We start from the raw sequence: 14,425 nt of genomic DNA on the forward strand, positions 1-14,425 counted from the left end.
TGTTCGCCGTGCAGCGAAGCCTAGCTCTTCGCCGCCGGTGCTCCCGACTCGGTGTGATGTCGCGCACCGTCGCGCGCCGATGTTTCGCGCAACGGCTGGGCCGGATTGCGGCTCGTCTGGTGGTGCGCATCGGGACGATGCGTCTGCTGAGTGACAGCAGTGACACCGGCGGCAGCAGATCGATGCCGAGGCGCGTCATGATGGCCGGACATGCTCGCGACATGGGTCGCATGCGGATCGCGCCGGGCATCTTTCCACTCATGCCGGTCATGCCGATGGTCGTCACGCTGCGGCGGATGGGCCGGCCGGTGCAGGTTGACCGAACGAAGATTCTCGCGGCGACGGAACACCTCCTGACGTCTATCGCCGTGCGCATAGAAACGGCGATGACGTCGGCCATCCGACTCCTCGACCCAGATATACGTGCTGCCGTTGACGAACACGACGTCCCGGTTGGCGACCGTCGAGATATAGACGTCGTTCGGTTCCGGCATGATCACTTCCGCCACCATCGGCCGAACGACGACCGGACGCGGCGCGGGTGCCGGCGAGGCGGCGACCGCCGCGACGGGACGCGCGGGGTGAACAACCGGTTGGACGGCGACCTGTCCTTGTCCAGTTGTCACGCACCCGGCCAGACAAAGTGCACTTGCGATTCCAGCAAAGGATGCAGCCAGACTAAATTTTTTCAAACCACGCTCCGTATTCCGACTTGGGTGTTGTGTCGAAATAACGGCCGATTGAAAGGAATCTTTAAGGGCGATTGCTATTCAAACCCTCCCGCCTTAACGTCAGCATCACTTGTTCGGGCGTGTAAAACCCGTCGGCCTCGTTGACGCCCTGGTCTTGCCGCAACAGGAAAAGCAGTTCGCGTAGATAGCTTCGAATCGCACGGCGCCGGAAAAAACGTGTCAGCATTTTTCTTCTCCCGGATTGGCTGATCGCCTACGGGCTTGCTCAACTGCGTTTCCATGCTGCTTGAATTCTAATCCGCTATACGTGGCGATATTGCCACTTTCGCGTCAGCGCCGGGCCACGATTGCCTGCGTATATTGAGTCCGGTGCCAGGGAAACCACGACTCGGCGACGCGCACTCAGTCTCTTGCCGAAATCCGACAGTTACCTTCCGGGAGTTCATCATGAAACGAATCGCCTATCTTGCAGTAGCCGTATCGATGGTCGCCTGTGCGCCGTCAGTTTTTGCTCAGAGCGCTTCGCCTGACAGCGCGCAGCAACCCGTTGCCAACTCGAACCAGGTTGCCACGGGTGCCGCCGACAGCGGCATGGGTACCGGCGTTAGCGGACAATCTGCCGCCGGCGGTCCTGCCGGTTTGACGCGCGGTGACGTCAAACAGCAACTGTTCCAGGCGGAACGCAGCGGCCAACTTCAGAACCTCAACCGCACCCTGTATGAAGGCGGCAGTTGAAGTTTGCAGTGCAGAACTGCGTCGTCATGGCCGCGGCGATTCGCGTCGCGTGCCCATGACGTGCCGATCGATGATGTGCCTATCGCCTCGCAACACAGACCGACGCGCTTATCGCCGCGTCGCCAGACTTTGCCGCTTCGTTTCGAGTTGAGTGACGACGCGTTGCAGGGTCCGTTCAGCCGATCCCGGCGTCTCGACGAATCTGCAGCCGATCACATAACGCTGATCGCCTTTCGGCGTCGTCAACTGACGCGGCGCGACGATTTCCAGATCGAGTCGCAACGTGCCAAAAGCGCCGAGTTGTAGCGCGACATCGCGCAGCACCGTGCCGCTCTCGAGCGAACCGAAACGCACGTCGGCAGTTTTCAACGCGATGCCACCCAGTGACAGATCCTGCAATTCCAGCCTGAACGAGACGCCGTCTTCATGTGCGCCACTCGCGGTGTACGGATCGAGCACCGGTGTCTGCACGCGGAAAAACTCACGGCGTTGAACGTAGTAGAGCAGCGAAGGAAACGGCGCTTCGAAAGCCGGCAATCCGTCGAACACGACGGGCTTCGCATCGAGCGTCGTGAAGTCGGTGCGAATGCCGCCGGGCAAACTGCGAAAAGTCAGTCGGCGCGCGCCGGGCAGCGCGTGGTTGTCGTCGGCGACGCTGCCCGCATCGAAGATGAAACGCGCGTTGCGAGAGTCCACGTCGAGGATTTGCGTCACGATTTGCCGGTCGTCGAACTCGACGGTCACGAAGTCTTGTCCCGCTACCAGATGGCGCAGGCACACGGCGATTTGCAGCGGGTGACTTTGCGCGAAACTCGAATCAGCGTCGTGGATCGTTTCGGCGACATCGGCTTCCAGTTGGAGATCGGCGATCATTTTGAGTATCCATGCAGGTGTGGCCTTGGCCTGGCCGGTTGGGAGAGCGGCGGCATGGACATCACGCCGGCGCTCGGCCTTTCCCTGTCTGATTGCAGAGACCGTGCCAACTTGCATGGTGTAGCGGAGGAATATGGCCAATCAGGCGGACAGCCCCGTGCAGCGGGCGTTTGCCGTTGCCGGTTGCGGACGGTGTGGCGACCGGTTGCCGGGTTCGCTACGTAACGCGCGCGATGGCGTTACGGACACATCAGCGCGAGCGCGGCGCGCCGGTCGATGCCCGCACGACGAGTTCGGGCGGCGAGGAGATTCGCATCGGCACGCTTGCCGCAACCTGTCCCGCCTGTCCATACGACGACTCGATCAACTCGCGTAACAGCGACACGGCGAGTCCGGCGACTTCGACGGTCGGGACGGCCACGGTCGTCAACGCGGGGCGTGATTCGCGCGCCAGTTGAATGTCGGTGATGCCGATCACCGAGAGGTCGTCGGGCACGTGCAGGCCGAGGTCGGCGGCGGCGTGCATTGCGCCGAGCGCGGGCAGGTCGTTGGTCGCGTAGATCGCGGTCAGCTTTGGATCGGTTTCGAGCAAAGCACGCGCTGCGTCGTAGCCGCCCTGAATCGTATCGGCCGCGTGTTTGACGCGGCTCTTCGGCACGTCCGCTTTGCGCATCGCGTCGACAAAACCCTGGTAGCGCGCCGCATGAATACCGGAGATCTTGCTGCCGACGATCGCGCCGATCCGCCGATGCCCCAACGCCAGCAGATGCGCACCCGCCAACTCGCCCGCCAGACGAAAATCGACCGCCACACAGGGCAAACCCGGCGGTTCGTGGGGCCGCTCCCACATGCATAGCACGACCGGCGTGCCGCGCGCTTCGGTCGTATGCAGATCGGCAAAATCGAGGTTCGCGTTCGTTACGAGTACGCCTTCGGAGAGAGTCCCGGCAATCTGGTCGAGATAGGCACGACCGGTCTGCGGATCTTCGTTCGTATTGCAGATGATCACGAAGTGGCCACTGGTGCGCGCCGCACGCTCGACGGCCAGCGCGAACTCGGGATAGAACGGATTGGCGATGCTCGACACCATCAGCGCAAGGGTCGGCGCGCGACCCTCGGCGAGTGCGCGGGCGGCCAGGTGCGGGCGGTAGCCGAGCGTGTCGACGGCGGCAAGCACGCGCTGCCGGGTCTGTTCGCCGACGCGGCCGCGATTGCGCAGCACGTTGGACACCGTGGCAGGGGTAACGCCGGCGTGACGCGCGACTTCGCTGAGTGTGGGCATGATGTTTCCAATATTTGGGATAAGTGCCCGGCATTTGCATCGTGGCTCAAGGCGGGGCACCATCTCTCGCACAAACAAACGATATCGGAGACAGGCAAGGCCCAACGATCGCACGCGATCGATTTTTTCGGCCAAGCTGATTAAGCGCTTAATCTCCGACTTCGAGCCGATTAAATCACGGAGTCGATGCAATGGCGAGCATTTCGTTGAAAGGCGTGCAGAAGGCGTATGGAGATGGCGCGCTGGTGATCCGCGACGTCGATCTGGAGATCGGTGAGAACGAGTTTTGCGTGTTTCTCGGTCCGTCCGGCTGCGGCAAATCCACTTTGTTGCGCATGATCGCGGGCCTCGAAGACGTCACCGACGGCGACCTGTCGATCGGCGGGCGGCTTGTGAACGACGTGCCGGCCGCGCAACGCGGCGTGGCGATGGTGTTTCAGAGCTATGCGCTGTTTCCGCATATGAGCGTGTTCGAGAACATGGCGTTCGGCCTGAAGCTCGCCAAAACCCCCAAAGACGAAATCGACCGCAAGGTGCGGGAAGCCGCCCGCATCCTGCAACTGGAGGCGTTGCTGGAACGCAAGCCCAAGGCTCTGTCGGGTGGACAACGGCAGCGCGTGGCGATTGGCCGGGCCATCGTGCGCGAGCCCGGCGTGTTTCTGTTCGACGAACCGTTGTCCAATCTCGATGCCACGCTGCGCGGCCAGACCCGCATCGAAATCGCACGGCTGCATAAGCAGTTCGCCAAGGCCAGCGTGGTCTACGTGACGCACGATCAGATCGAAGCGATGACGCTCGCCGACAAGATCGTCCTGCTGCACGCGGGCAAAGACACCGAGCTCTACGGCAGCATCGCCCAGATCGGCGCGCCGCTGGAGTTGTACCACCGTCCCCGGAGCCGTTTCGTGGCGGGCTTCATCGGTTCGCCGCGCATGAACTTTCTGCCTGGGCGCGTGAAGTCGGTCGATGCGCAAGGCGTGACGGTCACGCTGGATCACACCGAAGAAGTGGTGCGCGTTCCCATCAACGCCGACGGGCTGCAGATTTCGCAGACGGTCACAGTCGGCGTGCGCCCGGAACACATGGAATTCGTCGAGGCATCGACGGCTTCGAATGAAGACGCCGTGCTGAGCCGCACCGTCTCGCTTGTCGAACAACTCGGCGAGCACAGCTATGTCCATCTCGATCAACCCGGCGGCGCCGCGCTTATCGCCAAAGCGCCGGGCAATACGCGTCTGGCGCCTGGCGATCGCGCGAACTTGCGCGTGCCGCGCACCGCCTGCCACTTGTTTACCGAAGACGGCTTTGCCGCCGCTTCGCTCGAATCCGTCGAACATTACGTATAGAGGACATTCGGATGCGCCTTGGAGTCTGTTACTACCCGGAACACTGGCCGGAGTCGATGTGGGAAGACGACGCCCGCAGGATGAAAGCACTCGGCATCGAGCAGGTGCGGATCGCGGAATTCGCATGGAGCCGCATCGAGCCCACACCGGGTGAATACGATTGGGGTTGGCTCGATCGTGCGATCGACGTGCTTGGCGCCGCCGGTTTGCAGGTCGTGATGTGTACGCCGACCGCGACGCCGCCGAAGTGGTTGATCGACCGTCATCCGGACATCCTGCCGATCGGTGCGGATGGCCGCCCGCGTGCATTCGGTTCGCGGCGTCATTATGACTTTTCATCGCCGTCGTATTTCGTGGCGTCCGAGAAGATCTGCACGGCAGTGGCCGAACGTTACGGCAAGCATCCGGCCGTCGCTTACTGGCAGACCGATAACGAATTCGGTTGCCATCACACGGTGGTCAGTTATTCGCCGGCCGCCGTAGGGCGCTTTCGCGAATGGCTGAAGGCGCGCTATCAAACCATCGACGCACTGAATCTCGCGTGGGGCACGGTGTTCTGGAGCATGGAATACCGCAGCTTCGACGAGATCGACGCGCCGGTGGCGACCGTGACCGAAGCGCATCCGTCGCATCGCCTCGATTACCGGCGTTTTGCTTCCGACGAAGTGGCGCGCTACAACCGCATGCAGGTCGAGATCATCCGCGCGCATTCGCCGGGGCGGCCGGTCGCGCACAATTTCATGCAGCTCTTCACCGAGTTCGATCACTACAAGGTCGCGGCCGACCTCGATATCGCGACCTGGGACAGCTATCCGCTCGGCGCGCTCGAAGAGCAATGGTTCGCGCCGGAAATCAAGGCGCGCTGGCTGCGCAGCGGCCATCCCGACTTCGCATCGTTCAATCACGATGTCTATCGGGGCATGTCGAAGCTGCCGTTCTGGGTGATGGAGCAGCAGCCTGGTCCGGTGAACTGGGCGCTGTGGAATCCAGCGCCGTTGCCGGGCATGGTGCGCTTGTGGAGTTGGGAAGCGTTTGCGCATGGCGCGGGTTGCGTGTCGTATTTCCGCTGGCGTCAGGCGCCGTTCGCGCAGGAGCAGATGCATGCCGGGCTGAATACGCCGGATAACCGGCTCGACGTGGGCGGCAACGAAGCGGCTCAGGTGGCCGACGAGATTCGCGTGGTACTCGCCGCGAATGCCGACGCCGACGCCGCCATTCGCTCGAAAGTCGCGCTCGTCTACGATTACGAGGCGAAGTGGTTGTTCGAGATTCATCCGCAGGGTGCGGACTTTCACTATCCGCGTTTTGCTTTCGAGTACTACTCGGCGCTGCGTGCGCTCGGACTCGACGTCGACATCGTACCGGTCGACGCGAATTTCGACGGCTACAGTCTGATCGTGGTGCCGCCGTTGCCGGTCGTGCCGGCCGATTTCAGCGCACGTCTCGAGAGTTCGGGCGCACACGTGGTCTTCGGCCCGCGTACCGGTTCGAAGACCGAAGACCTGCAGATTCCCGCGAACCTGCCGCCCGGCGCGCTGAGTTCCGTGCTGCCGCTGCGTGTCTGGCGCGTCGAATCGATGCGGCCGAACGTGACCGAAGCGGTTCGCCTGGTTGACGGTGAAGGCGATGGCGTTGGGCGTCACTGGCGCGATTTCATCCACAGCGCGAACGGCGATTCGCTCGACGTGCGTGCCCGTTTCGCGGACGGCCATCCGGCGTATGTACGCAGCGGCGCATTTCACTACTTTGCCAGCCTGTTCGACGACGCGCTCACCGTGCAACTGTTCGATCAGATCGCCCAGCAAGCCGGGCTCGACACGATACCGCTCGGCGACAGCGTGCGAATCAGCCGCCGCGGCGGACTGACTTACGCGTTCAACTACAGCGACGAAACGCAGACGCTCAGCGAGATCGACGACGGCGCGTTCGTGGTCGGCTCGCCCGACATTGCGCCGCAAGGCGTGGTCGTCTATCGATCGATATGACAATGCAGTGAGCCGACCAGTAGATTCCATGCAGTACCGACAACGACGCAAAATCAAGGAATATAGGAGACAGGCAGCATGAAAATGAAACCACGCAAAGTTCTGTTGGCCCTCGCGCTGGCTGCGGCCGCTGCGGGAACGTCCGTCGTCAGCACGGCGCAAGCGGGCACGCTGACCGCCAATATCGCGTTCAAAGGCGCAAGCCAGCGCGCGGTGTGGCAGTCGGTGATCGACGACTTCAAGAAAGCACATCCCGGCATCGACGTTAAGGTGTCGTTCGTCGACGAGGAAGCATACAAGGTCCAGTTGCCGGGTTGGCTCACCACCGTTGCACCCGATATCGTCAACTGGCACGACGGCGAGCGGATGGCGTATTACGCGCAGCGCGGGCTCTTCGAAGACCTGAGCGGCGACTGGTCGAAGAACGGCTGGAACGACATGTATGCGTCGACCAGGGAAGCGTCGTCGTATAAGGGGAAGCAGTACGCAGCGCCCACCGTGTACTACTCGTGGGGCATGTTCTATCGCAAAGATCTGTTCCAGAAGGTCGGCATTGCCGGAGAACCGAAAACCTGGGACGAGTTCCTCGAGGACTGCAAGAAGCTGAAGGCCGCGGGCATCACGCCGATCGCCGTGGCGGGCCGCGATTCGTGGACGCTCGCGGGCTGGTTCGACTATCTCGACTTGCGCGTGAACGGCAATGCGTTCCACCAGAAGCTCATGGCCGGCGAGATTCCGTATACCGATCCGCGCGTGAAGAAGGTCTACACGACGTGGAAGCAATTGATCGATGCGGGCTATTTCATCGACAACTCGCTCTCCTACGATCTGGATTCGGTGCAGCCGTTCCTATTCCAGGGCAAGGCCGCGATGATGCTGATGGGCACCTTCATTACTGCCGGTTTCCCTGCGAACGTGAAGCCGGAAATGGGCTACTTCCAGTTCCCGATCATCGACTCGAAAGTGCCGACCGCCGAAGATGGCCCGGTCGAATCGCTGCATATTCCGTCGAAGGCGAAGAACAAGGCGGATGCACACACTTTCCTCGCCTTCGTCGAGACGCCTGAAATCGGCGCGAAACTGGCAACGGGTCTCGGCTCGCTGTCGGCGAACAGCAAGTCGCCGGAGCCGGAAGATCCGATTTCCAAAATCGGCTTCCAGATTCTCGCGAATACGAAGGGCGGCATTGCGCAGTTCTACGATCGCGATATGACCAAGGAAATGGCCGACGAAGGTATGAAGGGGATGCAGCAGTTCATCTCCGATCCTTCGAAGCTCGACGATGTGCTCGCGCAACTCGAGCAAACGCGTAAGCGTATCTACAAGAAGTGAGCGGTGGCGGCCGCGAGGCCGCCATTCGTCGTAATCGATCGGGAGAATGATCGTGTCGCATTCCGTCACCCGGCAAACTGTCGGCGGTCCTGCTGAACCCGGCGGCTCCAGCCTGCCCGCATCGGGCGGCTCAGTGCGCGGCGGCCCGCCTGCCGGCGCGCGCCGTCGCCGTCCGTCGCCTACTGCGCGCAGGCAGAGTCGTGCCGCCTTCCTGTTCCTCGCGCCGGCCTGCGTGATGGTGGCCATCTACGTGGTGTGGCCGATCATCTCCACTATCCGGCTGAGTTTTTTCAGCTGGGATGGGATGAGCGACCCATCGTTCGTCGGGCTCGCGAACTATATCGAGTTGTTCCATGCCGCTACGTTCTATACGGCGTTGAAGAACAATCTCATCTGGTTGCTGCTGTTTCTGCTGGCGCCGCCGATGGGTCTTGCCGTCGCGCTCTATCTGAACCAGGCGGTCGCGGGTATCCGCATCGTCAAATCGCTATTCTTCGCGCCATTCGTGTTGTCGGGCGTGGTGGTCGGTCTGATCTTCTCGTGGTTCTACGACCCGACCTTCGGCCTGCTCGCGGTGATTCTCGGTCACGGCGTGCCGGTGCTGGGCGACCCGCGCTACGCCACGCTCGGGATCGTTTTCGCGGCGCTCTGGCCGCAAACCGCCTATTGCATGATTCTGTATCTGACTGGCCTCACGTCGCTGAACGCCGAGCAGATCGAGGCCGCCCGCATGGAAGGTGCGCGTGGCTGGTCGATGCTCTGGCATGTGATCCTGCCGCAACTTAGGCCCACGACGTTCATGGCGATCGTCGTGACGATTATCGGCGCATTGCGCAGTTTCGATCTGATCTCGGTGATGACAGGCGGCGGTCCGTTCGAAAGTTCGACCGTGCTCGCTTATTACATGTACGACCAGGCGATCAAGTACTACCGCATCGGCTATTCGGCGGCGGTGGCAGTCGTACTGTTCTGCATCATGCTGGTGTACATCGTTTATCACTTGCGGCGGATGCTGCGCGCCGAGCAATAAGGAGTCGACCATGTTTCCGATCCCAATCGACAAATGGAAGCCGGCGACGCGCCGCGCGTACAAACTGACCTTGCCGATCGCCTTGCTGATCTGGCTATTGCCGATGATCGCAGTGCTCGTCACCTCCGTGCGTTCGACAGAAGAACTCAGCGAGGGCAATTATTGGGGATGGCCGAAGCACTTCGCGATGATCGAGAACTATCGCGAAGCATTGACTACGTCGCCGATGCTGCATTACTTCTGGAACAGCGTGTTGATCACGGTACCGGCGGTGGTTGGATCGATTGCACTGGCCGCCATGGCGGGATTTGCACTGGCGATTTACCGGTTTCGCGGCAACTCGACCCTGTTTGCCACTTTCGTGGCGGGCAATTTCGTGCCGGTACAGGTACTGATGATCCCGGTGCGAGATCTGTCCTTGCAGTTGGGCCTGTTCAATACCGTCGGCGCACTGATTCTCTTTCACATATCGTTTCAGACCGGATTCTGCGCGCTGTTCCTGCGCAATTTCATCAAGCAACTGCCTTTTGAACTGGTCGAGGCTGCGCGCATCGAAGGCGCCAACGAGTGGACCGTGTTCTTCAAGATCGTGCTGCCCTTGATCCGCCCGGCGCTCGCGGCGCTGGCGATTCTCGTGTTCACTTTTGTCTGGAACGATTATTTCTGGGCCTTGTGCCTGACGCAAGGCGACGACGCCGCACCGATCACGGTCGGCGTGGCTGCGCTGAAAGGGCAGTGGACCACTGCCTGGAATCTGGTCTCGGCTGGATCGATTCTGGCGGCGCTGCCGTCCGTTGCGATGTTCTTTGCCATGCAGAAGCATTTCGTGGCCGGTTTGACGTTCGGTGCGACGAAGGGCTGAAAAGGGTTGTGTGTTGTCCGAGAGAAGTTTGCCCGCGTAAGCGGGCTTTTTTTTGTCCCGCCGTTTGTGTTCTTGTCAGGGTTTGTACCGATGCCATGGATCATAGGCCGTGTCGCGTCGATATCCAGTGTGGGATCGCGAACAAACTCGGGCCTCGAACCCGGCTACATTGCCTTTCATTATCCAAAAACGTGCACCTTGCGCGAGCGGACTGGCGGATTAAGTGATCCCTTCAGTCGCGGTGATGATCGAGGCAAATCATGAATCACATAGGTCGCGAACCACTGCTCGACTCGCCCATGCTGCGGGAGCGTTATCTCGACGTGCCTCTCGCGGTCGATGTGCGTATGCCGCCGGTGTCGTTGCCGCTTGCCAGCGCGCCTCAGGCGGTCGCGGAGCCCACGGTTTTGCTGTCCCTCGTCGTACCGATGTACAACGAAGAGGAAATGATCGCGCAGTTCTTCGACACGACGCTGCCGGTGCTCGAAACGATTCCCGGCGTGACCTTCGAAATCGTCTGCGTGAACGACGGCAGCCGTGACAGCACGCTGGACCGCCTGCTGTATCAGTCATCGCTGGACAGCCGTATCCGTGTCATCGACCTCACGCGCAACTTTGGCAAGGAAGCAGCGCTGTCTGCGGGACTCGACGAGGCGTTGGGCGATATCATCGTCCCGTTCGACGCGGACCTCCAGGACCCGCCGCATGTGATTGCGAGGCTGGTGAGCAAGTGGCGCGAAGGCTACGACGTCGTGCTGGCCCGGCGTAGCAATCGCGACTCCGATTCGCTGATGAAGCGCATGACCGCCGCGCAGTTCTATCGGATGCATAACGCGGTCTGCGATACGCATATTCCCGAGAACGTCGGCGACTTCAGGTTGATTACGCGTGAAGTGGCCGAGGCGCTCAAGAAGTTGCCTGAAACAAGGCGCTTCATGAAGGGACTGTTCGCGTGGGTCGGCTACCGTACGGCGGTGGTCGACTATGCACGCGAGCCTCGCGCGGCGGGTACCTCGAAGTTCTCCGGCTGGAAGCTGTGGAATTTCGCGCTGGAAGGCTTTACGAGCTTCAGCACGTTGCCATTGCGGGTGTGGACTTATATCGGCAGCTTCGTGGCGCTGGGTGCGTTCCTCTACGCGGCATTTCTCATCACGCGCACTCTGATTCAAGGCATTGCCGTGCCGGGCTACGCTTCCATTCTGACGGTCGTACTCATGCTGGGTGGCGTGCAATTGATCGGCATCGGCGTGCTCGGCGAATACATCGGGCGGATTTATTTCGAATCGAAGAAACGACCCGTGTATCTGGTGCGAAGCCGCTATCAGAAACCCGGCGCGAGCGATGTTTAGCCGCCGCTTCTTCGCTTACGCCGCCGTTGGCGCGGTCGGTACGCTCACGCAATATCTCGTGTTGATCGTGGTCGTGCACACCGGCGCCGCCACGCCGGCGGTCGGCTCGATGGCCGGCGCCGTGCTCGGTGCAGTGATCAATTACTGGCTGAATCACCGGGTGACATTTCGCGCCACCTCCAGCCATCTGACCACCTTGCCGAAGTTCGCGGCGATTGCGTGTCTCGGCGTACTCGTCAATGGACTCGTGATGAAGGTGCTCGCCGAAAATCATCATGTCAATTACCTGCTCGCGCAAATGGTCGCGAGCGGACTCGTATTGATACTCACATATCTGATCAATTCGGTTTGGACCTTCAGGCCGCAGCAAACCCGTACCGGCGCGCGTCTTTAGTTTCATGTGGAGCGGTAGCGCCAAACCAATCAAATAACAGGCAGGGAAGGGGGTGTCACGATCATGCAGTCCGAGAGCATCGAAACACCAGGCTATAAACAGTCCGCAGTCGACGGCCCCGCACTTTCCCAGACGGACCGCGTGACGCGAGCGAGGGCTAGTGTGAAGTCGGTCGGCTGGTTTGTCCCAGCGGTCGGACTGGTGCTGGTGCTTGCCATCGCATTCCGTCTGCCGACGCTCACAGGCCGTTCGATCTGGACGGATGAAGCCTACAGTTACTGGTTTTCCAATCTTTCATGGACGGCGCTCTGGACCCAGACACCGTTCTACGAAACGCATGCGCCGTTCTATTACTCCTTGCTGAAACTCTGGACGGCGGTGCTGGGATCGTCGGAGGCGGGCATGCGTTCGCTTTCGGTAGTGGCGAGTCTGGCGACGGTGGCGCTGACCGGGTTCGCCCCGCGACTGCTCGGCTTGGGCAAACAGGGCGACCGGGTCGGTGTCGTAGCGGCGTTATTGCTCGCCATCAATCAAGGCAATATCGAATATGCGCAACAGGCACGCCCTTACGCCATACAGACGCTCTTCGCCACGGCGATGATCCTGGCGTCGGCGATCATGCTTAAACGCCTGCTGATCGATGAGCGCGCCGCGCCAAAAATTAGCGCTGTCAGATGGCTGTACGTGTCCGCGGGTGTTTTTGGTGGCCTGACGCTTTGGCTTCACAACACGAGCCCATTCATTATTTTCGGCAACTGGATCGGTATTTTCGGTGCGATTCTTCTGTTTTCAGCGAACCGGCGGCGTGACTTCACGATTGCGATTCAATCATTGCTTATCGCGTTGCTGATCTGGGCGCCGTGCGTTCCGATCACGCTCATTGAATCGAAAACCGTCGCAGGCGCTTTCTGGGCAACCATTTCGCCGAAGATGCTCACCTGGCCGTTCACGCTCGCTGCAGGCGGCAAGTTCGCCTTCGTTCCCGCGATTATCATTGCGGCGCTTGCGTGGAAGAGTCTCTATCAGTCGAACAGGGCGCTTGCGCTCTACGTGGCATCTATTCTGTTCATTCCGGTTGCCGGGCTCTTCACGGTTTCGTATCTGTTCAAGCCCGTTTTCGTCACGCGCACATTCGAATGGATGGCGCCGGTGTTTCTGTTCGTCGTCGCAGCCGGCCTGTTCTTGCCGGGAAGAATGCAAAAACTGAAGTTCGTGCTGCTGCCGCTTCTGCTCGTTCTGTGTATTGGACAAGACATGGCTTACTATGCGGCGCCCACGCAAGACTTGCGCGGCGCGGCTCAATACCTGCAAGCCAATTATCGCAAGGGCGATCTGTTGATGACTTACCCGAATGAAGTTCAGGTGGGTCTCGACTACTATCTGCGCGACAGCGCGAATGGCATGCAGACGGCCCCGCTGCCGGCGAAGTACCCAGCGGTGGGATGGCCGCGCGCGTACCTGCAAAGTAATCGGGGAGTGCCGAGTGTGATCGAAAGCGATCGTCCGCAAATCGCGCGACTTCTCGCTTCGCACAAACGCGTGTGGTTCGTCGGGGAATTGACGAAGCAGGAAGACAATATGAGCATCGTTGCGAGCGAGCTCTATCGTGCACACGACGCGGCGGTGTCTTCGGCGGCATTCGCCGGGACGCCCATTACGTTGTTCGTGAAGCCGTGAGTGACTCGCCGGCAAAGAAACTTCTGGTAATGACCTTTGAATCAGGCCGTTTTCTCATCGGATCGCGGCCTCGTCGTCCCACTATCCTATGGTCGCAAGCAGCGCATGCCTGCATGCACGGCGACAGGCAGTGACAAAGTTTCGCCACGCCTCAGCCGGGTGACTTCCCTGACCAGAGGCTCGGTATGTTGACTTTCAATATCGCTTTTCTCCATTCCCTTCAGCGCGCCGACAAGCCGTTCCGGTGGCTATCGATCGGCGTGCTCGCCGCAAGCGCCATGTTGGCCTCGCAAGCAGATGCCGCGAGTTTCAAATGCACCGGCAAATTGTCGGCTTCGGAACAGATCGTCTGCAAAGACCCTGCGCTTTCAGCGCTGGATGACCGCCTGGCAATTGCATGGCGGCACGCGAAGGACACGACGCTCGATAGTGCCGCGCTCGAATCGGCACGCACTCAGCAATGGCTTTGGCGTCAACACAACTGCACCGATCAAGCCTGCGTGAAGAGCTGGTACGACCGTCGAATTGCTGAACTCGATGCCGACTACGCACAAGCCACGCATGCGCGCGACGAAGCCTTCGACGCGTCGCTTGCGATGCAGAATCTTGCTCCTTCGGCCGCCGATGCAGTGAGGAAAATGAATGGCCGACCGGTCGCGGATGAGAAGACCGCGAGCACTCGTTAGTCGACTTCGTATCACGCTGTTGTGGTCGAACACGCGGGCGTCGTTCGCGCGCGTGTTCGATGTTTATTTCTCTCCAGGCACATCGTGCAATCCTAGTTCTAAACCGCCTCGCCGATATTTAGGGAGCTACCCTAAACCTGTACTGGCATGCAAAGCATGGTCACTAAAGCGGTCCTCGAGGT

The 14,425-nt window shown here is 60.6% G+C and carries 13 protein-coding genes; 10 read left to right on the forward strand and 3 right to left on the reverse strand.

Features of this window, described 5'->3' with window-relative positions; genetic code table 11:
- Positions 1-20: 20 nt before the first annotated feature.
- A complete protein-coding gene (locus FQ705_RS12660; RefSeq protein WP_144141244.1) occupies positions 21-626 on the reverse strand; it encodes a hypothetical protein in 606 nt (201 codons plus the stop codon).
- Positions 627-1,139: 513 nt separating this feature from the next.
- On the opposite strand from FQ705_RS12660, the gene FQ705_RS12665 reads away from it, so the two are divergent.
- Positions 1,140-1,427, forward strand: a complete 288-nt coding sequence (locus tag FQ705_RS12665) for a hypothetical protein (RefSeq protein WP_144141246.1) — start codon at positions 1,140-1,142, stop codon at positions 1,425-1,427.
- Positions 1,428-1,535: 108 nt separating this feature from the next.
- Here the strand turns inward: FQ705_RS12665 and FQ705_RS12670 are convergent, their stop codons facing one another.
- Both FQ705_RS12670 and FQ705_RS12675 read right to left on the reverse strand, forming a co-directional pair.
- Positions 1,536-2,300 (reverse strand): flagellar brake protein, encoded by a 765-nt coding sequence (locus tag FQ705_RS12670; protein ID WP_144141248.1) that lies wholly within the window; start codon positions 2,298-2,300, stop codon positions 1,536-1,538.
- Between the two features lie 250 nt (positions 2,301-2,550).
- Positions 2,551-3,582 carry a LacI family DNA-binding transcriptional regulator gene (locus FQ705_RS12675; RefSeq protein ID WP_144141249.1) on the reverse strand — a complete coding sequence of 344 codons (1,032 nt, stop codon included), beginning with the start codon at positions 3,580-3,582 and terminating at the stop codon, positions 2,551-2,553.
- 191 nt (positions 3,583-3,773) lie between these two features.
- Here FQ705_RS12675 and FQ705_RS12680 point away from each other — a divergent pair, with 191 nt between their 5' ends.
- The 9 genes from FQ705_RS12680 to FQ705_RS12720 all read left to right on the forward strand — a co-directional run bounded on the left by FQ705_RS12680 (position 3,774) and on the right by FQ705_RS12720 (position 14,243).
- Complete coding sequence (locus tag FQ705_RS12680) at positions 3,774-4,928, forward strand: ABC transporter ATP-binding protein (RefSeq protein WP_144141251.1); 1,155 nt, start codon at positions 3,774-3,776, stop codon at positions 4,926-4,928.
- An 11-nt stretch (positions 4,929-4,939) separates the two neighbouring features.
- Positions 4,940-6,913: a beta-galactosidase gene (locus FQ705_RS12685; protein WP_144141253.1), complete on the forward strand. Its 1,974-nt coding sequence runs from the start codon at positions 4,940-4,942 to the stop codon at positions 6,911-6,913.
- Positions 6,914-6,991: 78 nt separating this feature from the next.
- A complete protein-coding gene (locus FQ705_RS12690) occupies positions 6,992-8,245 on the forward strand; it encodes an ABC transporter substrate-binding protein (RefSeq protein ID WP_144141255.1) in 1,254 nt (417 codons plus the stop codon).
- A 46-nt stretch (positions 8,246-8,291) separates the two neighbouring features.
- The gene (locus FQ705_RS12695) at positions 8,292-9,275 is read left to right on the forward strand and encodes a carbohydrate ABC transporter permease (protein ID WP_144141257.1); all 984 of its coding nucleotides are present in this window, start codon (positions 8,292-8,294) and stop codon (positions 9,273-9,275) included.
- Positions 9,276-9,285: 10 nt separating this feature from the next.
- Positions 9,286-10,137, forward strand: a complete 852-nt coding sequence (locus FQ705_RS12700) for a carbohydrate ABC transporter permease (protein ID WP_144141259.1) — start codon at positions 9,286-9,288, stop codon at positions 10,135-10,137.
- Positions 10,138-10,484: 347 nt separating this feature from the next.
- Positions 10,485-11,486, forward strand: coding sequence for a glycosyltransferase family 2 protein (locus FQ705_RS12705; RefSeq protein ID WP_144142386.1), 1,002 nt, complete (start codon positions 10,485-10,487; stop codon positions 11,484-11,486).
- On the forward strand, positions 11,479-11,880 hold the full coding sequence (locus FQ705_RS12710) for a GtrA family protein (protein ID WP_144141261.1): 402 nt from the start codon (positions 11,479-11,481) through the stop codon (positions 11,878-11,880). The genes FQ705_RS12705 and FQ705_RS12710 overlap by 8 nt, the downstream gene beginning before the upstream one ends.
- A 63-nt stretch (positions 11,881-11,943) precedes the next feature.
- Complete coding sequence (locus FQ705_RS12715) at positions 11,944-13,557, forward strand: glycosyltransferase family 39 protein (protein WP_144141263.1); 1,614 nt, start codon at positions 11,944-11,946, stop codon at positions 13,555-13,557.
- Between the two features lie 185 nt (positions 13,558-13,742).
- Entirely contained in the window at positions 13,743-14,243 is a 501-nt protein-coding gene (locus FQ705_RS12720) for a lysozyme inhibitor LprI family protein (protein ID WP_144141265.1), read from the forward strand.
- The last annotated feature ends 182 nt before the right edge of the window (positions 14,244-14,425 follow it).

This window comes from Paraburkholderia sp. BCC1884, assembly GCF_900996225.1.
Lineage (GTDB): Bacteria > Pseudomonadota > Gammaproteobacteria > Burkholderiales > Burkholderiaceae > Paraburkholderia.